This window comes from Haemophilus sp. CCUG 60358 (assembly GCF_001679485.1).
Taxonomy (GTDB): domain Bacteria; phylum Pseudomonadota; class Gammaproteobacteria; order Enterobacterales; family Pasteurellaceae; genus Haemophilus_D.
This window is the reverse complement of the sequence record NZ_LZOZ01000015.1, coordinates 65,776-89,812: the sequence shown is the minus strand read 5'-3', so window position 1 is coordinate 89,812 and position 24,037 is coordinate 65,776. Positions and strand designations below refer to the sequence as shown.

22 protein-coding genes and 1 pseudogene are annotated in these 24,037 nt (G+C 39.6%); 14 read left to right on the top strand and 9 right to left on the bottom strand.

The window, feature by feature from the left end; genetic code table 11:
* The first annotated feature begins 1 nt into the window (after position 1).
* A complete protein-coding gene (locus tag A9500_RS10535) occupies positions 2-100 on the top strand; it encodes a methionine/alanine import family NSS transporter small subunit (RefSeq protein ID WP_032827301.1) in 99 nt (32 codons plus the stop codon).
* A 57-nt stretch (positions 101-157) separates the two neighbouring features.
* On the opposite strand, the gene cpdB is transcribed toward A9500_RS10535, so the two are convergent.
* Positions 158-2,131 (bottom strand): 2',3'-cyclic-nucleotide 2'-phosphodiesterase, encoded by a 1,974-nt coding sequence (gene cpdB / locus A9500_RS07545; protein ID WP_065244468.1) that lies wholly within the window; start codon positions 2,129-2,131, stop codon positions 158-160.
* Positions 2,132-2,363: 232 nt separating this feature from the next.
* Between cpdB and A9500_RS07540 the strand changes: the two genes are divergently transcribed.
* The 4 genes from A9500_RS07540 (at position 2,364) to potE (ending at position 7,612) form a co-directional block, all read left to right on the top strand.
* Positions 2,364-3,368, top strand: a complete 1,005-nt coding sequence (locus tag A9500_RS07540; protein WP_065244467.1) for an ornithine carbamoyltransferase — start codon at positions 2,364-2,366, stop codon at positions 3,366-3,368.
* A 214-nt stretch (positions 3,369-3,582) separates the two neighbouring features.
* Positions 3,583-3,777 carry a leader peptide SpeFL gene (gene speFL / locus A9500_RS10805; RefSeq protein WP_197534114.1) on the top strand — a complete coding sequence of 65 codons (195 nt, stop codon included), beginning with the start codon at positions 3,583-3,585 and terminating at the stop codon, positions 3,775-3,777.
* 250 nt (positions 3,778-4,027) lie between these two features.
* Positions 4,028-6,190: an ornithine decarboxylase SpeF gene (gene speF / locus A9500_RS07535; RefSeq protein ID WP_014064454.1), complete on the top strand. Its 2,163-nt coding sequence runs from the start codon at positions 4,028-4,030 to the stop codon at positions 6,188-6,190.
* Positions 6,191-6,295: 105 nt separating this feature from the next.
* Positions 6,296-7,612, top strand: coding sequence for a putrescine-ornithine antiporter (gene potE, locus A9500_RS07530; RefSeq protein WP_065244466.1), 1,317 nt, complete (start codon positions 6,296-6,298; stop codon positions 7,610-7,612).
* Between the two features lie 107 nt (positions 7,613-7,719).
* Here the strand turns inward: potE and A9500_RS07525 are convergent.
* Positions 7,720-7,866: pseudogene (locus A9500_RS07525) on the bottom strand (SoxR reducing system RseC family protein); the annotation flags it as partial.
* A gap of 175 nt (positions 7,867-8,041) precedes the next feature.
* On the opposite strand from A9500_RS07525, the gene pepE reads away from it, so the two are divergent.
* From pepE to A9500_RS07510, 3 genes are all read left to right on the top strand, one after another.
* On the top strand, positions 8,042-8,746 hold the full coding sequence (gene pepE, locus A9500_RS07520) for a dipeptidase PepE (RefSeq protein WP_065244464.1): 705 nt from the start codon (positions 8,042-8,044) through the stop codon (positions 8,744-8,746).
* 17 nt (positions 8,747-8,763) lie between these two features.
* The gene (dcuC, locus tag A9500_RS07515) at positions 8,764-10,059 is read left to right on the top strand and encodes a C4-dicarboxylate transporter DcuC (protein WP_065244463.1); all 1,296 of its coding nucleotides are present in this window, start codon (positions 8,764-8,766) and stop codon (positions 10,057-10,059) included.
* A 69-nt stretch (positions 10,060-10,128) separates the two neighbouring features.
* On the top strand, positions 10,129-11,400 hold the full coding sequence (locus A9500_RS07510; protein WP_065244462.1) for a M20 family metallo-hydrolase: 1,272 nt from the start codon (positions 10,129-10,131) through the stop codon (positions 11,398-11,400).
* Between the two features lie 98 nt (positions 11,401-11,498).
* Here A9500_RS07510 and A9500_RS07505 read toward each other — a convergent pair whose 3' ends face one another.
* The 6 genes from A9500_RS07505 to A9500_RS07480 form a co-directional block, all read right to left on the bottom strand.
* The gene (locus A9500_RS07505) at positions 11,499-11,939 is read right to left on the bottom strand and encodes a SoxR reducing system RseC family protein (RefSeq protein WP_065244461.1); all 441 of its coding nucleotides are present in this window, start codon (positions 11,937-11,939) and stop codon (positions 11,499-11,501) included.
* Entirely contained in the window at positions 11,933-12,700 is a 768-nt protein-coding gene (locus A9500_RS07500) for a class I SAM-dependent methyltransferase (RefSeq protein ID WP_065244460.1), read from the bottom strand. The genes A9500_RS07505 and A9500_RS07500 overlap by 7 nt, the downstream gene beginning before the upstream one ends.
* Positions 12,682-13,773, bottom strand: a complete 1,092-nt coding sequence (gene trmA / locus A9500_RS07495) for a tRNA (uridine(54)-C5)-methyltransferase TrmA (protein WP_065244459.1) — start codon at positions 13,771-13,773, stop codon at positions 12,682-12,684. Before trmA ends, A9500_RS07500 begins: the two co-directional genes overlap by 19 nt.
* 101 nt (positions 13,774-13,874) lie before the next feature.
* Positions 13,875-14,210: a DUF413 domain-containing protein gene (locus A9500_RS07490; protein ID WP_032804166.1), complete on the bottom strand. Its 336-nt coding sequence runs from the start codon at positions 14,208-14,210 to the stop codon at positions 13,875-13,877.
* 53 nt (positions 14,211-14,263) lie between these two features.
* Positions 14,264-14,869: a DsbA family protein gene (locus A9500_RS07485; RefSeq protein ID WP_065244458.1), complete on the bottom strand. Its 606-nt coding sequence runs from the start codon at positions 14,867-14,869 to the stop codon at positions 14,264-14,266.
* 9 nt (positions 14,870-14,878) lie between these two features.
* Positions 14,879-15,145, bottom strand: a complete 267-nt coding sequence (locus tag A9500_RS07480) for a YihD family protein (protein ID WP_005694923.1) — start codon at positions 15,143-15,145, stop codon at positions 14,879-14,881.
* Positions 15,146-15,211: 66 nt separating this feature from the next.
* Between A9500_RS07480 and mobA the strand changes: the two genes are divergently transcribed.
* The gene (mobA, locus tag A9500_RS07475) at positions 15,212-15,778 is read left to right on the top strand and encodes a molybdenum cofactor guanylyltransferase MobA (RefSeq protein ID WP_065244457.1); all 567 of its coding nucleotides are present in this window, start codon (positions 15,212-15,214) and stop codon (positions 15,776-15,778) included.
* Between the two features lie 84 nt (positions 15,779-15,862).
* Positions 15,863-16,714: a protease HtpX gene (gene htpX / locus A9500_RS07470; protein ID WP_178162576.1), complete on the top strand. Its 852-nt coding sequence runs from the start codon at positions 15,863-15,865 to the stop codon at positions 16,712-16,714.
* Positions 16,715-16,766: 52 nt separating this feature from the next.
* On the opposite strand, the gene A9500_RS07465 is transcribed toward htpX, so the two are convergent.
* A complete protein-coding gene (locus A9500_RS07465) occupies positions 16,767-18,215 on the bottom strand; it encodes an aminoacyl-histidine dipeptidase (protein ID WP_065244456.1) in 1,449 nt (482 codons plus the stop codon).
* Between the two features lie 110 nt (positions 18,216-18,325).
* Between A9500_RS07465 and gpt the strand changes: the two genes are divergently transcribed.
* The 4 genes from gpt (at position 18,326) to A9500_RS07445 (ending at position 24,000) form a co-directional block, all read left to right on the top strand.
* The gene (gene gpt / locus A9500_RS07460; RefSeq protein WP_065244455.1) at positions 18,326-18,784 is read left to right on the top strand and encodes a xanthine phosphoribosyltransferase; all 459 of its coding nucleotides are present in this window, start codon (positions 18,326-18,328) and stop codon (positions 18,782-18,784) included.
* A 108-nt stretch (positions 18,785-18,892) separates the two neighbouring features.
* Positions 18,893-22,372, top strand: a complete 3,480-nt coding sequence (dnaE, locus tag A9500_RS07455) for a DNA polymerase III subunit alpha (protein WP_065244454.1) — start codon at positions 18,893-18,895, stop codon at positions 22,370-22,372.
* Positions 22,373-22,450: 78 nt separating this feature from the next.
* Positions 22,451-22,990 (top strand): bifunctional pyr operon transcriptional regulator/uracil phosphoribosyltransferase PyrR, encoded by a 540-nt coding sequence (pyrR, locus tag A9500_RS07450; protein ID WP_049365120.1) that lies wholly within the window; start codon positions 22,451-22,453, stop codon positions 22,988-22,990.
* Positions 22,991-23,067: 77 nt separating this feature from the next.
* Positions 23,068-24,000 (top strand): peptidylprolyl isomerase, encoded by a 933-nt coding sequence (locus A9500_RS07445; protein ID WP_065244453.1) that lies wholly within the window; start codon positions 23,068-23,070, stop codon positions 23,998-24,000.
* The last annotated feature ends 37 nt before the right edge of the window (positions 24,001-24,037 follow it).

The window sequence follows — 24,037 nt, the reverse complement described above, 5'->3', positions numbered from 1 at the left end:
GATGACAAGTATTGCAATTACAATGATGATTGTGGCGCTTTTTGTGATTTGGGGCGGCTTGATCTTTTCCTTAATCAGACTTCCAAAAGAAGAAAAATAAGGTCAAAATTGACCGCACTTTGAAATAAGTAGGGCGTGCTGAGCACGCCCTTTTTTGTTATTTCGATAAATCAATTTGATATACCGCAAAGCCCACTTCATCGGTGCCGACTTTTTTCATTGGGTATTGTGCATTATCTTGAATGAATTTCGCCGCTTGTTCGCTTGGTGAGGTTTCAAAACGCACATCTAATTTATCGTTACCTTTAATCGGTGCAAAGCGCCAGTTTTTATCCGCACTTGGGTTTACATGGCCATTTTTTTCGCTTTCTGCTTTGATGTAATCCGCAAGAATTTGGCGGTTTTCATCTGGAGAAGCGTAAACAATGTGCGCATCGCCTGTGCCTGGGAATTTATTACCGTAAGCACGATAGTTATTAGTCGCAATTAAGAATTCTGCTTTTGGATCAACCGGTTTACCTTGGTAGGTTAAATTCACCACACGGTGTGAATTCGGGTTAATCAATTTACATTCGCCGTCATAACGCGGTGGTTGAGTGAGGTCGAATTCATAATTTACGCCGTCAATCACATCGTAGTTATAAGTACGGAAACCGTCCCAATCAAGTAAAGATTGTGGTTTGTCGCTGGTAGGATCGATTTGTTTGAACATACCTGCGCTACATTCTAACCACTCTTTCAGTTCTTCACCGGTTGCTTTGACAACAACTAAGGTATTTGGATAGAGGTATAAATCTGCTGCGTTACGGAACGTTAATTCACCTTTGTTAACTTCAGTATAGCCCGTTGGGTCATTTTTACGTCCGCCTGCTTTAAATGGTGCGCCTGCACTTAAAATTGGTAAGCCCGCCATTGCTGCAACACTTGGTGCTACTTTTTCAACGTAAGCTTTTTGTGCTTGGTTCACAATTTGAATGGTTGGGTCATCTTGCACTAACGCTAAGTAGCTGTACATGTTATCGGTCGCTTTACCGATTGGCTGTGCCACAAATTCACGGGTGGCTTCATGCACAGGTTTTAAAAGTGCGGTCAATTCTGCGTCACTTTCTGTGGTTGCTTTTTTGTTTTCGGCATCATAAATTGGACGAAGTACCGCTTTACCATCAGCTACTAACCATTTGCCGTTGTGTTGAGCAAGGGTTAAGTCGATTACACTGATGTTGTTTGCCCAGTAGCCTGCCATACTTTCAGGAACACCTTTCACGGTACCTTTAGCAATATCTGCATTTGGTGATTTTGCGAACTCTTTATTCGGGAATAAACGGTGAGAGTGACCGAAAACAATCGCATCAATGTGTGGTACATCAGCAAGATAGAATGCTGAGTTTTCTGCACCTTCTTGATATGGCTCGTCAGATGGACCCGTATGCGCAAGTGCCACAATAATATCTGCACCTTTTTGTTTCATTTCTGGCACATATTTTTGTGCGGTTTTCACGATATCGCGCGTTTCAACTTTACCTTGTAAGTTTGCTTTATCCCACACCATAATTTGTGGTGGCACAAAACCGATATAACCAATGTTTAGTTTATGCGTTTTACCTTGGCTATCCACCACTTCTTTAGTTTGAATCACATAAGGCGTGAAATAGGGCTCTTCGGTACCGACTTTCACTACGTTAGCATTGATGATAGGGAATTTCGCTTGTTTAATCGCATCGGCTAAATAATCTAAGCCATAGTTAAACTCGTGGTTACCTAATGTCCCTACTTCATAGTGCATTGCATTTAAACAATCTACGGCTGGGTTTGATTTGCCTTCTTTATAACCTTTAGCTGCTTGATAGTCAGCAATTGGGTTACCTTGAATTAAGTCACCGTTATCAACTAAAACGCTGTTTTTCACCTCTTTACGTGCTTGACGAATCAAGCTTGCTGCACGGGTAAAACCGAATTTCTCAGTAGGTGCATCTTTGTAGTAATCGAAGTCAGTCAAAAAACTGTGAATATCGGTCGTTGCTACGATACGTAAATCGACTTGTGTGTCGCTTTTCGCAAAAGCAAAACGGCTCGCACTTAACGCTAAAATACTGCTTGCGCCAAGTTGAATGAAATCTCTTCTGTTGATCATATGTGCTCCTGTTGTGTGAGAATCGACGGGATTTTAAATCTCTTTTATATATAAAGAAAGCGCAATATAAAGTTCTGGGATGAAGTGTGATGAGCATCACAAAATAAAGGATTGAATTTTGTTGCAAAACTCCGCATTTGGGACAAAAATAGGCTATCCAATCCACTAGAAATTAAGTCATTCATAGTAAGGTAGCCTGCATTTATTGATGGCATCCGATAAGGAGATCGCTATGGCTTTTAATCTTAAAAATAGACACTTATTGAGTCTTGTTCATCATTCAGAACGCGAAATTAATTATTTGTTAGATTTATCACGTGATTTGAAACGTGCGAAATATGCAGGAACAGAGCAACCTAAGCTTAAAGGTAAAAATATCGCACTTATTTTTGAAAAAACCTCAACGCGTACTCGTTGTGCCTTTGAAGTCGCTGCTTATGATCAAGGTGCTAGAGTGACTTACATTGATCCAAACTCCTCTCAGATTGGACATAAAGAAAGCATGAAGGATACAGCTCGAGTTCTTGGGAGAATGTATGATGCGATTGAATATCGGGGCTTTAAACAAAGTACCGTGCAAGAACTTGCGGATTATGCAGGTGTGCCGGTGTTTAATGGTTTAACGGATGAGTTTCATCCTACTCAAATGCTCGCGGATGTTCTCACGATGATTGAACATTGTGACAAGCCACTTCGTCAAATTAGTTATGTGTATATTGGTGATGCACGTAATAACATGGGGAATTCTCTTTTACTAATTGGATCAAAACTGGGGATGGATGTGCGTATTTGCGGCCCAAAAGCTTTATTACCAGAAGCCAGTTTTGTTGAGATGTGTGAAGGTTTTGCTAAAGAAAGTGGTGCGCAGATTACAGTCACTGAAGATATCGACACAGCCGTAAGAGGTGTTGATTTTGTGCATACCGATGTTTGGGTTTCAATGGGCGAGCCATTAGAAGCTTGGGGAGAACGCATTAAGTTATTGCTTCCTTATCAAGTAACGCCAGAACTCATGAAGCGTACCGGTAATCCAAAAGTAAAATTCATGCACTGTTTACCTGCATTCCATAATAGCGAAACGAAAGTGGGTCGCCAAATTGCAGAAAAATACCCTGAATTAGCAAATGGCATTGAAGTGACTGAAGAGGTGTTTGAGTCGCCGATGAATATTGCCTTTGAGCAAGCAGAAAACCGTATGCATACGATTAAAGCAGTCATGGTAGCGAGTTTAGCTTAGGAAAGATCGCGATAAATGAGTACATTTATTAATCATCTATTTTAAGAATAATTTATTTCCATACTTTTTGTGGTTTTATTTTTTTTATGTGAAAAATTAAATTTATTTTTTGATAATGATCACATTTTTTGAAAAATATTATTGACATGATATTTACACAAGCAGAGAATATACCCAACTAAGGTTAGTTTAGATAGAAAGAGGAAATTTTTCTATGCTACTTCGTACATATATACACAGATACGTCCATACGAAAGTATTGAGACTTTTACGGTTTAATCCGATAAAAGGTCGTTCTTTGATGGCGCATATCCGTCGTACACGCCATATTATGATGCCATCGCATCGTTCTTGCTTCTCATATTCAGTATTTGCTTCTCAAAACAAACCATCCAACACGGCTCTCTAAACAGAGTTGTTCTCTCTGTTTAGAGAGTCTCCACAGATTAATTTCTGAATATTTTTGTATTGTCTAGAACAGGCAAGAAATATTTTGTGAAATTAACTTAATCTTATTTAATTTAAAATAAAAAATTCTTACTTTAGTTTTTTTATATAAAAATCTAGAGCGGGTTATTTTATTCTAAATAAATCTATTGCGTTATTAAAATTAATAATGCCGGGTAACTTTACGTCAAAAATAAATAAAGGAGTTCATTATGCCAAACTTAAAAATTGCATATAGCCCAAAAGTTGAACAATATTTCTCTACAAATAGAGAATTAGTTGAGATTGCCAAAACAGACTTTACAGATGTTGCGGCTATCGTGTTAAGTTCAGGTGATGTAGGAGAATACCTCGGTCGAATTCAAGCAACAAAATTCGGCGTTCCAGTATTCGTTGTTCAAACAGAAGAACAACAAGTGGATCCAAAATTCTATGATTCTATTTATCATATCCAAGATTTAAACGGTTATGACATCAAACTTTATAGCCGCCAAATTGAAACTGCAGCGAAACTTTATGAAGAAAAAATGTTACCTCCATTCTTCAAAATGTTAAGTGAATATGTGGAAATGGGTAATATCGCTTTCGACTGTCCAGGACACCAAGGTGGTCAATACTACCGTAAACACCCAGCAGGTCGTTTCCTTTACGATTTCTTTGGTGAAAATATTTTCCGTTCTGATATTTGTAATGCGGACGTCAAATTAGGTGACTTGTTAATTCATGAAGGTGCAGCTTGTGATGCACAAAAATATGCCGCTCAAGTATTTAATGCAGATAAAACTTACTTCGTATTAAATGGTACCTCATCTGCAAACAAAGTAGCATTAAACGCTGTACTTTCTCCAGGTGATTTAGTGTTATTTGACCGTAACAACCACAAATCAAACCACCACGGTGCGTTAATTCAAGCAGGTGCAACGCCAATTTACTTGGAAACTGCACGTAACCCATTTGGTTTCATCGGTGGTATTGATAGTCACTGTTTTGAAGAAGATTACTTAAAATCATTAATCAAAGAAGTTGCACCTGAAAAATTAAACCAAAAACGTCCATTCCGTTTAGCAGTTATCCAATTAGGTACTTATGACGGTACGATTTATAACGCACGCCAAGTTGTGGATAAAATCGGTCACCTTTGTGATTACATCTTATTCGACTCTGCATGGGTAGGTTATGAACAGTTCATTCCAATGATGAAAGATTGCTCTCCATTATTGCTTGAATTAAATGAAAATGACCCTGGTATTTTAGTGACACAATCTGTTCACAAACAACAAGCTGGTTTCTCACAAGCTTCACAAATCCATAAAAAAGATAAACATATCAAAGGTCAAGATCGTTATGTAAACCATAAACGTTTCAATAACGCCTTCATGTTACATGCTTCAACCAGTCCGTTCTATCCATTGTTTGCAACATTAGATGTGAACGCGAAAATCCAAGGTAGTGAAGCAGGTCTTCGCTTATGGCATGAATGTGTGAAAGTGGGTATCGAAGCACGTAAATTAGTGTTGAATCATTGTGACTTAATCCGTCCATTCATCCCTACCACAGTAAAAGGTAAAAAATGGCAAGATTATGACACAGAAGAAATCGCAACTAACCTCGAGTTCTTCAAATTCCACCCAACTGATACATGGCATAAATTTGAAGGCTATGCAGACGAACAATACTTCGTTGACCCATGTAAATTCTTGCTTACCACTCCAGGTATCAGCTTAGAAAATGGTGAATATGAAGACTTCGGTATTCCAGCGACCATTCTTGCAAACTACTTACGTGAAAACGGTATTATTCCGGAAAAATGTGACTTGAACTCTATCTTATTCTTGCTCACTCCGGCAGAAACTCTCACCAAAATGCAAACATTGGTAGCTCAAATTGCCTTGTTCGAAAAACACATTAAACAAAACTCTTTATTAAAAGATGTATTGCCAACTGTGTACAAAAACAACGAAGACCGCTACAAAGGTTACACAATCCGTCAATTATGCCAAGAAATGCATGACCTTTATGTAAGCCGCAATGTAAAACAACTTCAAAAAGACCTATTCCGCAAAGCAACATTACCGGAATATGCGTTAAATCCACACGATGCGAATATTGAATTCGTTCGTAACAAAGTTGAACTTGTTGCATTAACTGACATTGTTGGTCGCGTAGCTGCGGAAGGTGCATTACCTTATCCTCCAGGTGTGTTATGTGTGGTTCCTGGGGAAAGATGGAGTCCGACTGCACAAAAATACTTCCTCGCATTAGAAGAAGGTATCAACACATTACCTGGTTTCGCACCTGAAATCCAAGGGGTTTACTTACAAAAAGACCCTGATGGACGTACTCGTGCATATGGCTATGTTTTAACTGACTATTAATAAAGTGTGGTTATGAGGTTTTCCCTTATAACCCTCTCAGCACAAACAAAAAAAGTGCGGTTAAAAACATCTGATTTTTTGACCGCACTTTAAGGAGTATAAATTATGAGTGCTAAAAGTAATAAAATTGGTGTGGTTCAACTCACCATTCTGACCATGGTTAATATGATGGGTTCAGGTATCATTATGTTACCGACCAAATTAGCCGAAATTGGGACTATTTCTATCGTCTCTTGGCTTGTAACCGCAGTTGGTTCAACAGCCTTAGCTTATGCATTCGCACAATGCGGTATGTTTAGTAGAAAATCTGGTGGTATGGGTGGCTATGCCGAATACTCTTTCGGTAAAGCTGGTAACTTCATGGCGAACTATACTTATGGTGTGTCGTTAGTTATTGCGAATACTGCGATTGCGATTTCTGCTGTAGGTTATGGTTCTGAGTTCCTCAGTGCAACCCTTTCTCCACTTTCTATTGCATTATGGACGATCTTCACTCTTTGGCTTGCGACTGTTCTTAACTTCGGTGGCGCAAGAATTACGGGTAACATCAGTTCATTCACCATTTGGGGTGTAATTATTCCTGTAGTTGGTATTTCAATCATCGGTTGGAAATGGTTTGATGGTTCAATGTATGTAAATTCTTGGAACCCACACAATGTGCCTACTTTTGAAGCGATCGGTGTATCTATTTCAATGACATTATGGGCATTCTTAGGGTTAGAGTCTGCTTGTGCGAACTCTGATGCGGTTGAAAATCCAGAGAAAAACGTACCAATCGCGGTACTTGGTGGTACTTTAGGTGCAGCGGTAATTTATATCGTTTCAACTAACGTGATCGCAGGTATTGTTCCTAACCTTGAACTTGCTAACTCAACTGCACCGTTTGGTTTAGCCTTTGCTCATATGTTTGATGAAACAATCGGTAAAGTGATCATGGGCTTAATGGTGATGTCTTGTTTCGGTTCATTATTAGGTTGGCAGTTCACTATTGCTCAAGTATTCAAATCTTCAGCGGAAGAAGGTTATTTCCCAGCATTCTTCAAAAAAGTTACTAGCAAAGATGCACCAATCGTTGGTATGGTAACCATCACTTCGTTACAAACATTACTATCATTAATGACAATCAGCCCATCATTAAATAAACAATTCAATGTGTTGGTGGACCTCGCGGTAGTAACGAACGTTATTCCATACTTGCTCTCAATGGCAGCACTTGCCGTATTGTTGAAAACTGAAAATGTTCCTCACCAAAAATACAAAAAAACTGTTCTTGTTGCCTTTATTGGTTCAGTCTATAGTATCTATGCGCTTTATGCTGCAGGTGAACAGGCGATGTTATACGGTTCAATTGTGACCTTTATCGGTTGGACATTGTATGGTTTTGTTTCTTACAAATTTGACCTTAAAAAATCTCAAGCTTAATTAAAAAAGAAAAGCCTACATCTTCATGTAGGCTCTTTCGAGTAGTAATAAGCTTAAAGTATAAAAGAGCGGTTGAAAATTTAATTGTTTTCAACCGCTCTTTTTATTTAGGACAATACTCTTAACAAAACAGGCTGAAATTCCGTTTGTTGGCCGAGTTTTAGGGTGTAACGTTCAACCATCACAAAAGAAAGTGCGGTCAACATAAAGATTAAAATCGCACGGATGAGCTCATTTTCACTGATATAACATGAAATAAAAGCCAGTTTTTCAATTAAATTTTGAACACGATTAAGATTAATTGACATAGTTTTCTCCTGATACGGTTTATTTTTTGATATTCGTCAAACAACAATAATTTTCTTTGAAAATTAACCTTTTCTAAGTGTAATATCGGTATTGCTAAATTCCTCTAAATAGGAGTAGAAGATGAAAAACATGCTACTGCTCAGTAGCTCAAAATACAAGAACACAGGTTATCTTGAACACACCATACCTTGGTTACAAAATTTTCTGACTGATTATCGTGGTAAAACAATTGCTTTTGTGCCTTATGCTGGGGTACGCCGCACTTTTGATGAATATGAAAAAACTGTGCAAAATGCACTTTCTGATTTAGGGATGAATATTGTTTCCGTTCATCATGGTAAACAGCATCGAGATATTATTGAACAAGCAGATGTCATCGCTATTGGCGGCGGGAATACATTTTGTTTGTTAAAACAGCTTTATGAACACAATTTGATTGATATTATTCGTAAAAAAGTAAATAACGGTACGCCTTATTTTGGTTGGAGTGCTGGGGCCAATGTAGCTGGCGCATCTATTATGACAACTAATGATATGCCGATTACTTATCCTCCTTCATTTCAAGCATTACAACTTTTTCCTCATCAAATTAATCCGCACTTTATTTCAGGTAAAATGCAAGGCCACAATGGTGAAAGCCGAGAAGAACGTTTGGCAGAATTTTTACTCGTTAATCCAACCGCACTTGTATATGCATTGCCTGAAGGTTCTGCGCTTCATATACAAAATGAAATGGCAACTGTGTTGGGGGAAAATCCTATTTTGTGCTTCAGTGAAAATATGGAATGTGGCACATTTGACATCAATACAACTTTTTCTTATTAACTTAAAAGGAACATATAATGGAATTATTTAAATCCATCGTTGCAGTGGTTGGCATTATTGCCACAATTTATTTTCTAATTAAAAAAGCTGAAACCCGAACTGTTTTGATTGGTGTCGGTTTAATAATGTCCATTCTGACGCTTAACCCAATGGGCGCATTAGATGCTTTTGCCAAAAGCATGACATCTAGCGGATTAATTATGGCTATCTGTTCCAGTATGGGTTTTGCTTATGTAATGAAATACACTCAATGTGATACTCATCTGGTACATTTACTTACCAAACCATTAAGCGGATTAAAATTCTTCTTAATTCCGATTGCAACAGTCATCACCTTTTTCATCAATATTGCTATTCCTTCTGCTGCTGGTTGTGCTGCTGCGGTTGGCGCAACATTAATTCCTGTTTTAAAAAGTGCGGGTGTTCGACCAGCTACTGCTGGTGCAGCTATTTTAGCAGGGACTTTTGGATCAATGATGAGCCCTGGGTCTTCTCACTCAGCAATGATTAGTGAAATGTCAGGCTTAACTATCACCCAAGTAAACCTTTCACATGCGCCATATAGCATGATTGCGGGAGCAATAGGTGCGGTTGTTTTAACAATTCTTGCACTTGTTTTTAAAGATTATGGTGAACAACATCGTGAAGCTTATCTTGCAGAACAAAAAGAAAGTGAAATTAAAGTTGTTGAAGGCGTCAATGTACTTTATGCCCTTGCACCATTAATACCATTAGTTATTTTAGTAATTGGTGGAACGTCATTACAACAAGTACCGGGTCTTGAATGGACTAAAATGGGCGTTCCTCAAGCGATGCTCATTGGCGCAATTTACGGCATTATAGTAACTCGTATTTCCCCAGTAAAAATCACTGAAGAGTTTTTCAATGGTATGGGAAATTCTTATGCAAACGTACTTGGTATCATCATTGCAGCCAGCGTATTTGTAGCAGGATTAAAATCTACGGGCGCAATTGATGCTGCAATTTCTTTCTTAAAAGAATCCAACGAATTTGTACGTTGGGGCGCAACAATTGGACCATTCTTAATGGGCTTAATTACAGGCTCTGGCGATGCAGCAGCGATTGCCTTTAACACTGCCGTCACGCCACATGCTGTAGAACTCGGCTACACTCACGTAAATCTTGGTATGGCAGCAGCTATTGCTGGTGCAATCGGTCGTACAGCTTCACCAATTGCAGGTGTAACCATTGTTTGTGCAGGCCTTGCGATGGTAAGCCCGGTAGAAATGGTAAAACGTACCGCACCAGGCATGATACTTGCTGTTTTATTCTTAGCATTATTTATGTTGTAGAAATAGTAAAAAATTGACCGCACTTTATTTAAGTGCGGTCTGTTTTTATAGACTTTTAAAGGAGAAAAAATGAACTTAGATTTAAATCAACTTGTTAAATGGCGTCGTGAATTTCATCGTTTTCCAGAAATTGGTTGGAGTGAATTTTGGACAACTTCTCGCATTGCGGATTACTTGGAAGACTTAGATTGTTTTGAAATTTTTCTTGGCAAACAAATTATAAATCCAGACTTTGTTCGTGGACGAAAACAAGCCGTAGTAGATAAAGGTTTAGCTAATGCAAAAGCCTATGGAGCGAATGAAAAATGGCTCGAAAAAATGGAAGGGTACACTGGTTGTGTGGCATTATTTGATTCAGGTAAACCAGGAAAAACCATCGCGTTACGCTTTGATATTGACTGTGTGAATGTAACAGAAACTCGTTCATCCGAGCATATTCCAAATAAAGAAGGTTTTGCCTCAATTAACGATGGCTTTATGCATGCTTGTGGACATGATTCACATATTACAATAGGTTTAGGTGTTGCATTATGGATCGCTCAGAACAAAGATAAACTCACTGGAAAAGTAAAAATTGTATTCCAACCAGCAGAAGAAGGTGTTCGAGGTGCAGCAGCCATTGCACAAAGTGGCATAATTGATGATGCAGATTATTTTGCTTCTTCACACATTAGTTTTTGCGCGAATACAGGCACAGTTATTGCTAATCCAAGAAATTTTCTTTCCACTACAAAAATTGATATTCGCTATAAAGGTAAACCTGCACATGCAGGTGCTGCCCCCCATTTAGGTCGTAATGCTTTATTAGCTGCAGCGCATACAGTCACTCAACTTCATGGTATTGCACGCCATGGTGAAGGCATGACAAGAATTAATGTGGGTGTGCTAAAAGCGGGTGAAGGACGAAATGTCATTCCATCCTCTGCTGAATTACAATTAGAAGTGCGGGGAGAAAATAAAGCAATTAATGAATACATGACTGAACAAGTCATGCAAATAGCCAAAGGTATCTCCATAAGTTTTGATGTAGCGTATGAAACTGAAATTGTAGGTGAAGCAGTGGATATGAATAACGATGTTGAACTTATAAAACTCATCGAAGAAATATCCCTTGAACAACCACAAATAAATAACGTAAATTCAGATTATGCTTTCAATGCAAGTGAAGATGCGACTATTTTAGGTAGACGTGTACAAGAACATGGGGGCAAAGCTATTTACTTCATTCTTGGTGCAGATCGCACAGCAGGTCATCATGAAGCTGAATTTGATTTTGATGAAAATCAATTGCTTACTGGGGTTAATATTTATACTTCTTTAGTACAAAGATTATTATCTTAATAGAAAAGCCTACATCTTAATGTAGGCCTTTTGAGTTGCAATAAGCTAAGTACAAAAGAGCGGTTGAAAATTTAATTGTTTTTAGCCGTTCTTTTTATTTAGGACAACACTCTCAACAAAACAGGCTGAAATTCTGTTTGTTGGCCGAGTTTTAGGGTGTAACGTTTAACCATCACAAAGGAAAGTGCGGCCAACATAAAGATTAAAATCGCACGGATGAGCTCATTTTCACTGATATAGCTAGAAAGCAACGTTGCAATCAATAAAGTCAAAAGCGGCACGATATACATTAACAATGCAGAAAATAACATGGATTTTTCTTCTAGACCGATTTCTACCATTTGACCTGCACGGAGTGGCGTGATGGTTTCTAGCGTAAAGATATGTTCACCTCGTTTTCCGTTAAGCTCAGAAAGGGAAGCTGTTCCACAGGCTTCTCTAGCCGAACAAGCTCCACAGGCGCTTTGTGATTGACATTTCACTGTAGCAAGGCCTGTTTTCGCATCATAGCTCATTACAACTGCACTTTCTTTTAGCATTGTGCTTCTCCCATATAAATATCAAAGCGGTGATTTTTAGTTTCACGACTAACATGGGGCGATTTTTGCGCTAAAAATTCGGCATAATCAGGACGTTTTACCACCACACGTTTACGGGCTAATTGTAACGCAGGTGTCAAGAGCTCATCGGCATCCAAATCTGCACCAACCAAATGTTGGAATACACGCATTTCTTTTTTTACTAATGCGGATTTTTGCTTATGTGGATACATTGGATCTAAATACACCACATCGGCACTTTCGGTTTGTGGATTAAGTTCGGCAATATGATGAACATCTAGTAAGCGCATATTTTGTTGCATCATGTCACCTATTTCTGCATCCTGATAGGCACGATTGAGACCATCCTGCAATAGCAAATATACTACTGGATGACGTTCTACTAAGCGCACTTGGCAACCGATAGAAGCTAAAATAAAGGCATCTCGACCAAGTCCTGCGGTGGCATCAATCACGGAAGGTAATTCAGTTCCCTTAATGCCTACAGCTTTGGCAATAGCTTCGCCACGTCCACCGCCAAATTTACGACGATGCGCCATCGCACCAGCTACGAAATCTACAAACACATCGCCCAGCTTAGGCTCGTCTAGTTTACGCAGGGCAAGATGGGTTTCTGTTCGCACCAATGCAAGTGGACTTTCAGTACAATGCTCGATACCAAGAGGGGAACAAAGTACGGTCAATTCTGACAATGTTCCCGCTTCGGCAAGCAGTTGAATTTTTATTTTCTCACCAGCCATACGCCGCTTTCCATATGATCTGTGTAAGGGAATTGATCAAACAGCGCCGCCTTTTCAATGCGGTGGGTTTGGCTTAGGGTTTGCAAATTCTCACAAAGGGTATGTGGATTGCAGGAAATATACAAAATACGATCGTAATTCTGCACCAGTTTTACCGTGTCAGGGTCAAGCCCTGCTCGTGGTGGATCCACAAAAATCGTATTGCATTGATAGGCTTTTAAATCAATGCCTTTTAAGCGATTAAATTCACGGACGCCATTCATTGCTTGAGTAAACTCTTCTGCTGACATACGGATAATTTGTAGATTATCTATACCATTTTCCGCAATATTAAATTGTGCGGCAGCCACTGATGGCTTGGCAATTTCGGTAGCAAGGACTTTGCGGAAGTTTTGTGCAAGGGCGATGGAGAAATTACCGTTACCACAATACAGTTCCAATAAATCCCCTTGAGAACCTTGGGTGCAATCAATCGCCCATTCCAACATCTTGCAATTCACCGCGGCATTTGGCTGAGTGAAGCTGTTTTCCACTTGGCGATAAACATAATTACGCCCTTTCACTGGTAACACTTCATCGACAAAATCCTGCTCTAAACAGATTTTTTGTTTACTCGCACGACCAATCAGCTGCACATCAAAACCAAGTTGTTGTAATTCTTCTTTTAAGCGTATAGCAGCGCTTTGCCATTCTTCCGTGAGTTGCTTGTGGTAAAGTAGACTTACAATAATTTTATTGCTGAGCGTGCTCAAATAATCAATTTGAAACAGTTTTTTATGTAATACTTCCTGCGTTTTTAACAATGGCAGTAAGCTTTTCATCATGCGATTGATCAGTTCGCTGGCAATTGGGAATTCATCCACTCGATAACGCTGCAAGGTGCTTTGATCAAACATGATGTGATAAAAATCGCCTTTATCATGCCAAATACGAAATTCTGCACGCATCCGATAATGGCTAGCCGGCGAATCAAACACGGCTATTTCTGGGGCGTTAAAGGGCTGCAAAAGTGCGGTCAGTTTTTCAGTCTTTTTTTGCAGGAGTTCGGTATATTGGGAAACGGGTAGTTGCATTGATGTTTACGTTTGAATGATAAATATCCCACAGCCCTTGGCAAGCATGGGGATTGAGTAAAAAAGCAAAAGGCAAGCTTCAGCCTGCCTTTTAAAATGTATTATTCGCCAGAATAATCTTCGCCGCCAGAAGCCGCTTCGCTCACATCACCTGATAGGGTGTAAACACGTTTTGTTGTGTTAATGCGAGTACGATATTTATTCCAGGTTTTTTCGAAGAAAGTTTCTGGTGCACGTTCACCACGGCAAAATGCAACAAATTCTTTTTCTTCTTTTGTCGCTGGCTTGCGCTCGCCTGAATCTAATGCTTTAAACGCTTGACCATATTGCTCTAATACTTGGGATTCTTTGATTGTATAATCACCGTGACGGGAAAATCCGCGTGGGTAGTTTTTGTCGTCAAAAAAACGACGAGTAACACTGAAACTAGCAGCCATAATCATCTCTCTTCTTTATATTTAAAAACGGCAGGCATTAAACCAATTTTTTTTTATTTTTGCAATAAACCTTTCACGGTTTCTACATAATCTTTGACGAAATCGTCGTAATTTAAGCCTTCAGGGTTTACGCGATATTTGCCATTGACATAGAAATCAGGTACACCACGTACTTGAAACTGTTCCGCTGCATTTACTTGTTTATTCACTAAACCGTTTACAGCAAAGCTGTTGATGTTGTTATCAAATTGTTCAGCTGTAACACCGTTGTCAATGAAGATTTTGCGAATATCGTCCATTGAGCTTAATTTATCTTGTTGTGCCGCTTCAAATAAAGGCGCTTTTACTTTGCTTTCTGCACCAAGTGCCATCGCTAATGCCCATGCACGAGTGAGGTTTTCAGATTGACGACCTAAGAAGTTGACGTGATATTGTTTAAATTCAGTGCCTTGTGGCAAGCCTTCTGCAACTTGTTTTGGAATGTGGTATTCCATTTCAAAGGCATAGCAATGCGGGCAGTAGAAAGAGAAAAATTCAATGACTTCAGGCTGTGCAGAAGCGGTTTGGCCCACTTGAACGTATTGTTTGCCTTCTTCTAGGTTGGCTGCGAATGCATTAAATGAAAATAAAGCACCGAGTAAAAATAAAACTTTTTTCATTTGTTTTCCTTATTTAATAATTCCGCGTGCTTTTAACAATGCGGTTTTAAAATCTTCTTCATAATCTTTTTTGATGCCAGGGATTGGCTCAAGTTTATCTGTGCCGTGCATTTTTAAATGATAAATAATCACTTCATCAGATAATTCTGCTACGGGTTTATCAAAACCTGCTTCATCAGCAATTTTTTGCAAAATTTGTAACAAGCTCAGATCTGGGTCTTTAGACCAATAAGGTTGTAAAAGTTCCAATACTTCATTTAAACGCTTACATTTCATTGCTATTTCCTTTTAAATGGAGAAAAATAAGGCTAGATCATACTTCAAATAAGGCAATAAGAAAATATGAAATACACAATAAGTGCGGTTATTTTGGCGGGAGGAAAAGCGCGGAGGATGAATGGTGCGGATAAAGGCTTGCAGCTTTTACAAAATAAACCATTAATTAGCCATGTGATTGATCGCTTACAACCTCAAGTGGTTGATATTTCAATTAATGCTAATCGTCACCATGCGGAATATGCACAATGGGGGGGGCCTGTATTTTCAGATGAATTGCCTGATTTTCAGGGACCATTGAGCGGTATGTTAACAGCACTCGAACAAGCTAAAACGGATTTTGTGCTTTTTGTGCCCTGCGATAGCCCGTATTTTCCACAAAACTTATTAGAAAAATTAAAAACTGCGGTTAAAAATGACAGCACTTTAATGGCTTATGCAAAAGATAAAGATCGTGAACACCCGACATTTTGTTTGATGTCCGTTCAGCTTAAAGAGACGTTACGCGCTTATTTAAACGAGGGCGAACGACGTTTATTACAATTTATGAACAAAAATGGCGCCGTAGCTGTCCAATTTGACGAACAAGAAGGACGATTTGTAAATTTTAATACCTTAGAAGATTTACAATAAATTATTTGTTTAACCTTGAATTTTGTAAAAAATTCTCCATTATTACAGTGTTTACTTTCTATTTTATTTTTATTGAGGAACTTTATTATGATGCGAATCCTTTTATTTTTAGCGACTAACTTTGCTGTGATGCTTGTGTTAGGGATTATTTTAAATGTGACCGGTATTGCAGGAAATAGTACAGGTGGCATTTTAATTATGGCAATGCTTTTCGGTTTTGCCGGATCATTGATTTCATTATTTTTGTCAAAAACCATGGCATTGCGCTCTGTGGGCGCGGAAGTGATTACCGAACCACGTAATCAAGCTGAACGTTGGTTAGTGGAAACTGTACGCCGTCAAGCGCAACAAGCAGGCATCCCAATGCCAGATGTCGCGATCTACCATTCTAATGATGCGAATGCTTTTGCTACGGGGGCAACTAAAAACAATTCTTTAGTGGCGATTAGTACGGGCTTATTAAACTCCATGACGGAAGAAGAAGCTGAAGCGGTATTGGCTCACGAGGTCTCACACATCGCGAACGGTGATATGGTGACCATGACTTTATTACAAGGCGTATTGAACACCTTTGTAATTTTCTTATCTCGTGTAATTGCTAATGTGGTAGCAAGTTCTCGTAATGGTGATGAAGAAAGCCGCAGTTCAGGCATTTACTTCTTAGTCTCAATGGTGTTAGAAATTTTATTTGGTATTTTGGCAAGTATTATCGCGATGTGGTTCTCACGCTATCGTGAATACCGCGCAGATGCAGGTTCTGCACAACTTGTTGGTAAAGAAAAAATGATTGCGGCATTGCAACGTTTACAACAAATTCATGAGCCGCAAGAGATGGAAGGTTCACTTAATGCCTTTATGATTAATGGCAAACGTAGCGAACTCTTTATGAGTCATCCTCCACTTGAAAAACGTATCGAAGCATTACGTAGTTTATAAAAGATAAAAAATAAAGGGCTAAATGTAATATTTAGCCCTTTTTATTTGTAGATTATTTAATATCTGCTAAGACTTTAGTGAGTAACTCCCAGTAAGTTTGTACTGTTGAAATTTGGACTTTTTCATCAGGCGAATGCGCATTGAGAATAGTTGGCCCTACAGAAATCATCTCAATGTTCGGATAATGTTCTTTTAACAAGCCACATTCAAGACCCGCATGAATTACTTTAATCTCAGGCTCTTTGCCAAGCACTTCTGCATAATGTTTTTTCATTAAGGCTAAAATTGCCGTGTCGTTTACCGGTTTCCAACCAGGGTAAGAACCTGAGAATTCAACCGTTGCACCAGTGAGTTCAGCGAGTGAAGTTAAGGTTTCCCCTACATACTCTTTACCACTTTCAATAAGTGAGCGAATAAGAATCGTACCTTTGATTTTATCTTCAAGGGTTTTTAATACACCAATGCTTAACGAGCTCTCCACGACATTTTGGATTACATCACTGTTGCGGATCACGCCATTTGGTAAGACGTTCAGCAAATTAATCACTTTTTTGGTGGTTTCAAGCGTGAAGGTTTGTTGTGGATTTTCAACTAGCTCAGCGGTTAAGGTTAAGTTTGGTTCAGCGATAGCAAGCTCATCTTTCAATAAAACTTCAAAATTTTTGACCGCACTTTTTACGCTTTTTACATCATGATTGAAGCAAATGGTTGCGGCGGCTTCACGTGGAATCGCATTACGAATTGAGCCTCCGCGAATTTCTGCAAGGGCAAAGTGCGGTTGATTTTGTGAAAGTTTTGCTAATAAACGCGCCAATACTTTAATTGCATTCGCACGTGTGGTGTGAATATCACAACCAGAGTGACCGCCACGTAAACCTTTTAAGTTAATTTGCAAAGTATGGTTGAATGAATTGGTTTCACGGTGAACAGGTAGTTCAACATTCGCATTTACCCCACCAGCACAACCAATATAGATTTCACCGATTTCTTCGGTATCGGTATTAATTAAGATTTCCGATTTTAACCAATTGCGGCGAAGGTGTACGGCACCATCCATGCCGGTTTCCTCAGTCATGGTGAGTAACACTTCAAGTGGTGGATGTGCAATATCGGTACTTTCTAATACCGCTAAGGTCGAGGCTAAACCGATACCGTTATCCGCGCCAAGTGTGGTGCCTTGTGCTTTTACCCAATCGCTATCAATATAAGGGCGAATTGGGTCTTGAGCGAAGTTGTGTGGATTGCCTTCATTCGCTTGTGGAACCATATCTAAATGTGCTTGTAACACAACAGGTTGGCTGTTTTCCATACCTGCTGTGGCAGGTTTACGAATTAATACATTACCGGCTTCATCACGCTCGGCAAAAAATTGTTTTTCTTTCGCCCAGTTAACAATAAAGGTCGCGAGCGCATCTTCGTGATGAGAAGGATGTGGAATCGCACAAATTTGATCAAACCATTTCCAAAGTAATTGCGGTTGTAATGTGGTAATTTCTGACATAATGAACTCCTTTTTTCATTAAAATTTTGCGGAAATCATAGCATAAAACGCCATTTCAGGTTAAAATTCCGCAATTTTTTTATTTAGCGACAAAGTTTAAGGGATTTGTTATGAGCGAAAAATATGTTGTGACTTGGGATATGTTCCAAATGCATGCCCGCAAATTAGCGGAACGTTTACTTCCTGCCACTCAGTGGAAAGGTATCATCGCAGTAAGCCGTGGTGGTTTATTCCCAGCAGCGGTACTTGCTCGCGAATTAAATATTCGTTTCGTAGAAACCGTGTGTATTGCTAGCTATGATCACGATGAACAAGGTGCATTAAAAGTATTACACCGCGCAGATGGTGATGGCGAAGGAATGATCGTGGTAGACGATTTGGTAGATACCGGCAACACTGCTCGTGCAATTCGTGAAATGTATCCAAAAGCAAAACTCGTCACAGTATTCGCAAAACCTGCAGGTGCTGAGTTGGTGGATGATTATGTAATTGATATTCCACAAAACACTTGGATTGAACAACCTTGGGATTTAGGTTTAACTTTCGTGCCACCATTGGCAAGAAAATAATTACAAATATGAGTTGGGAATGCGGGGCTTAGCCTCGCATTTTGTTTATTGAGCCGATTGTAAAATCCCGTTAAAATTAACCGCACTTTTACTGAACAAGGAATTTGAATGTCAGCCAAACCGCGTTTTGTACATCTTCGTACGCACACTGATTTTTCGATGATTGATGGAATTGCGAAAGTGAAACCATTGGTCAAAGCGTGTGCAGCAAATAATATGGTCGCGTTGGCATTAACAGATTTCACCAATTTTTGTGGTGTGGTGCGTTTTTATGGTGAAACTCTTTCTTCGGGGATTAAACCGATTATTGGCGCAGATGTTCATGTTAAAAGCGAGTTATGCGGTGAGGAATTATTTACGCTCACTTTACTTGCTAAGAACAACGAAGGCTATAAAAACATCACCTTACTGCTTTCAAAAGCCTATCAACGTGGCTATGTGGACCTACCTTATATCGACCAAGAGTGGTTGATTGAACACCGTGAAGGTGTAATTGTTTTATCAGGTGGCACACAAGGCGATATCGCGAAAAAACTCCTTAAAGAAAATATTTCCGAAGCTGAAAGTGCGGTTAGTTTTTATCAAGAATTTTTCCCTGACCATTTTTACCTTTCGCTTTCCAGAACAGGGCATCTGGATGAAGAGCGTTATATTCAAGCCGCATTAAAATTGGCTGAGGAACATGATTTACCGCTTGTTGCAACCAACGATGTTGTCTTTCTCGCACCTGATGATTTTGAGGCACACGAAATTCGTGTCGCTATTCATGATGGCTATACCCTAGACGACCCAAAACGTCCAAAACGTTATACCGAACAACAATATTTCCGCTCAGAAGAAGAGATGTGCCAATTATTTGCTGATATTCCTTCTGCGCTTGAAAATACAGTATTAATTGCGCAACGCTGTAATGTCACTTTGCGTTTGGGCGAATATTTCCTCCCAAAATTCCCAACAGGCGATCTGAGTACGGAAGATTATTTGGTGATGAAATCCAAAGAAGGTTTGGAAGAGCGGTTGGCATTTTTATTCCCCGATGAAAAAGTGCGGGCAGAAAGACGACCGGAATATGATGAGCGTCTTCAAGTCGAACTCGATGTGATCAACCAAATGGGTTTCCCGGGTTACTTCTTAATCGTCATGGAGTTTATCCAGTGGTCAAAAGACAACGATATTCCGGTAGGGCCTGGACGGGGTTCTGGTGCGGGTTCATTGGTGGCTTATGCACTAAAAATTACCGATTTAGATCCCCTTGAATTCGATCTTCTTTTTGAGCGTTTTTTAAACCCAGAACGTGTTTCCATGCCCGATTTCGACGTGGATTTTTGTATGGATGGGCGAGATCGCGTTATCGATCATGTGGCAGAAACCTATGGTCGTGGTGCGGTATCACAAATTATTACCTTCGGTACCATGGCGGCCAAAGCGGTAATTCGAGATGTAGGTCGCGTGTTAGGCCATCCTTATGGCTTTGTGGATCGTATTTCGAAAATGATTCCACCTGATCCAGGCATGACTTTAGCCAAGGCTTTTGAGGCTGAACCGCAATTACAAACAGCATATGATACGGATGAAGAAGTTAAAGCCCTAATTGATATGGCGCGTAAGCTGGAAGGGGTAACGCGAAATGCGGGTAAACACGCAGGTGGTGTGGTAATTTCGCCTTCTTTGATTACTGACTTTTCACCACTTTATTGCGATAGTGAGGGTCTTCATCCGGTCACCCACTTCGATAAAAATGATGTGGAATATGCCGGTTTAGTGAAGTTTGACTTCTTAGGTTTGCGTACACTCACCATTATCAAATGGGCACTAGATATGATTAATGCCCGCCTTACTCATGAAGGCAAACCGTTAGTCGATATTGCCGCTATTCCATTAGATGATCCCGAATCCTTTGATTTGCTGAAACGGTCTGAAACGACCGCTGTATTCCAGTTGGAATCGCGTGGGATGAAAGATTTAATTAAACGCCTTCAGCCAGACTGTTTTGAAGATATTATCGCGTTGGTAGCATTATTCCGCCCTGGTCCATTACAATCGGGCATGGTGGATAACTTTATTGACCGTAAACATGGTCGAGAAGAAGTGTCTTATCCTGACGCAAACTATCAACATGAAAGCCTTAAACCGATTTTAGAGCCAACTTATGGTATTATTTTGTACCAAGAGCAAGTCATGCAAATTGCTCAGGTATTAGCGGGTTATACTCTTGGCGGTGCGGACTTATTACGCCGTGCGATGGGTAAGAAAAAGCCGGAAGAAATGGCGAAACAGCGCTCAGTGTTTAAAGAAGGCGCGGAAAAAAACGGCGTTGATGGCGAGCTTTCCATGAAGATTTTCGACTTGGTGGAAAAATTTGCCGGCTATGGTTTCAATAAATCGCACTCAGCGGCTTATGCGTTAGTATCTTATCAAACCCTTTGGCTGAAAACCCATTTCCCTGCTGAGTTTATGGCTGCGGTAATGACCTCGGAAATGGATAATACGGATAAAATTGTTGGCTTGTACGATGAATGTTTACGTATGGGCTTAAAAGTTACCCCACCGGATATCAATGTAGGGAAACATCATTTCAGTGTGAATGAAAATGGTGAGATTGTTTACGGTATCGGCGCCATTAAAGGTGTGGGGGAAGGTCCGATTGATGCATTGATTACCGCTCGTAATGAAGGTGGCATTTTCAGAGATTTATTTGATTTATGTGCTCGCGTTGATTTGAAGAAAATTAATCGTCGTACCTTTGAAAGTCTGATTATGTCGGGTGCGTTTGATAAGTTAGGGCCACATCGTGCGGCGTTATCTAAGAATCTAGAAGATGCACTCAAGGCCTCTGATCAGCATGCAAAAGATGAGGCCATGGGGCAAACCGATATGTTCGGTGTGCTGACAGAAACACACGAAGAAGTGGAAAATGCTTACGCCCATACGCCACCTTACACAGAAAAGCAAATTCTAGATGGTGAGCGAGAAACTCTAGGTTTGTATTTAAGCAGTCATCCAGTAAGTCGTTATTTAAAAGAGCTTTCTCATTACAGCTCTACGCGATTAAAAGATCTCACGCCAAACCGCCGTGGGCAAATTAGCACTGCAGCTGGTTTGTTGGTGTCAACGCGTTTTGCAACAACGAAAAAAGGCAATCGCATCGGTATCGCAACCATTGATGACCGATCAGGGCGTTTAGACCTAACCCTATTCGGCGAAAGCTTAGACCAATTCGGCGAAAAACTACAAAAAGATACGGTTGTAGTGGTATCTGGTCAGGTGAGTTTTGACGATTTTTCTGGTGGATTAAAAATGTCGGTACGGGATTTAATGACCTTAGATGAGGCGCGTTCCCGTTATGCAAAATCTTTGGCTATCAGTTTGTCTGAGGAGCAGATTAGCCCAAGTTTTATTAAGAAATTGAAAGAAATGTTAGAACCTGTTAGTGGCGGTACTTTACCAATTAACGTATATTATCAAAGCGCAAAAGGTCGTGCGTTATTGCGTTTAGGGATTCAATGGTCTATTACACCAACGGATGAGATTCTAACAGAATTGGTGAATTTGCTCGGCGAAAATGCGGTAGAGCTAGAATTCGGTTAATATTCCAGTAAAAGTGCGGTCAAAAAATCAGTGTTTTTTCAACCGCACTTAGTCTATGTAAACAAAGCGAGAGATAAAATGGAAAAAATTATTATTGATGCAGACAGATTTTTACGCACCATTTCACGTATTTCCCATGAAATTATTGAAAAGCACCAAGATTTCGATAATGTAATTTTAGTTGGGGTGAAACGTCGTGGTGCTGAAATTGCCGAATTGATTCAACGTCGCATTGAAGAGTTGAATGGAGTAAGTCTTCCCATGATGGAATTGGATATCACATTTTACCGCGATGACTTAGAGTATGTTGAACCTGAAAATCCAACCCCTGTGTATAGCGGTGCCTCAAGTTATATGAATATTCAGGGTAAAGAAGTCATTTTGATCGATGATGTTCTATTCACCGGAAGAACCATTCGTGCTGCAATGGATGCGTTAACGGATTTTGGTCGAGCAGCTAAAATTGAGTTGGTGATTTTAGTGGATCGTGGACATCGTGAATTGCCGATTCGGGCAGATTATGTGGGTAAAAATGTGCCGACCTCTCGCGATGAACAAGTTCAGGTGCGTACATTAAAATATGATGGTTGTTATGAAGTGGCATTATTGCCTAAATAACGATCAGCCTATTGTGAACCTTTGATAAAATTGATAATCTAACGAGCATTATCCTATTATTTTTTAAGACAACTAAAATGAAAAAATCAATGTTAAAATCTCTTTTGTTTGCCATGATCGGTCTGTTTACGTTTTCTCAAGTACAAGCAGAAGAACGCGTTGTGGCGACCGTAAATGGTACACCAATTTTACAAAGCCAAGTGAATGCCGTAATGGGCAAGAAAGGTAGCCAACGAGCAGCATTAGATAAGATTATTGATGATATGCTGACAGAGAAAGCTATCAAAGAATCCGGTGTAAAAGTAAACCAAGCTGAAGTAAACCGTATCGTAGAAGATATTGCGGCGAAAAATGGTTTAACTTATGGTCAATTCTTAGATGCATTGGATTATCAAGGCATTTCCTTAAATGCATTTAAACAACAAATTTCTCGCCAAATGTTAATGGCGGGCGTGCGTAACCATGCTATTCAAAACAGCGTGGATGTGACTCGCGAGCAAGTGGATGCATTGGGTAAACAAATGCTCGATGAAGCAAAAGCAAAAGGTACCGCGCAAAAAGTGATGGGCAAAGAGTATGAAGTTCGTCATATTTTATTAAAATTAAACCCATTACTGAACGATGCACAAGCGAAAGCTGAATTAGAGCGTATTCGTGGTGATATTGTTTCAGGAAAAATGACTTTTGCAGATGCAGCTTTAAAATATTCTAAAGATTATTTATCAGGTGCGAATGGCGGCAGTTTAGGCTATGCCTTTCCAGAAGCTTATGTGGGCCCATTTGCAAAAATGGTTGAAACTACACCACAAGGTACTATTTCTGCACCGTTTAAATCTGAATTTGGTTGGCATATTTTAGAAGTAACTGGCAGTCGCGATGGTGATAAAACAGAAGATGCCTATCGTCAAAAAGCTTACGAGCAAATCGTAAATAGCCAATTGCAAGATGCAACCAAAGACTGGGTGAAGGCATTACGTAAAAATGCTGATATTCAATATTTCGATAAATAACAGAAACCGTTAGAATAAGGGGGCATTTTTGCCCCTT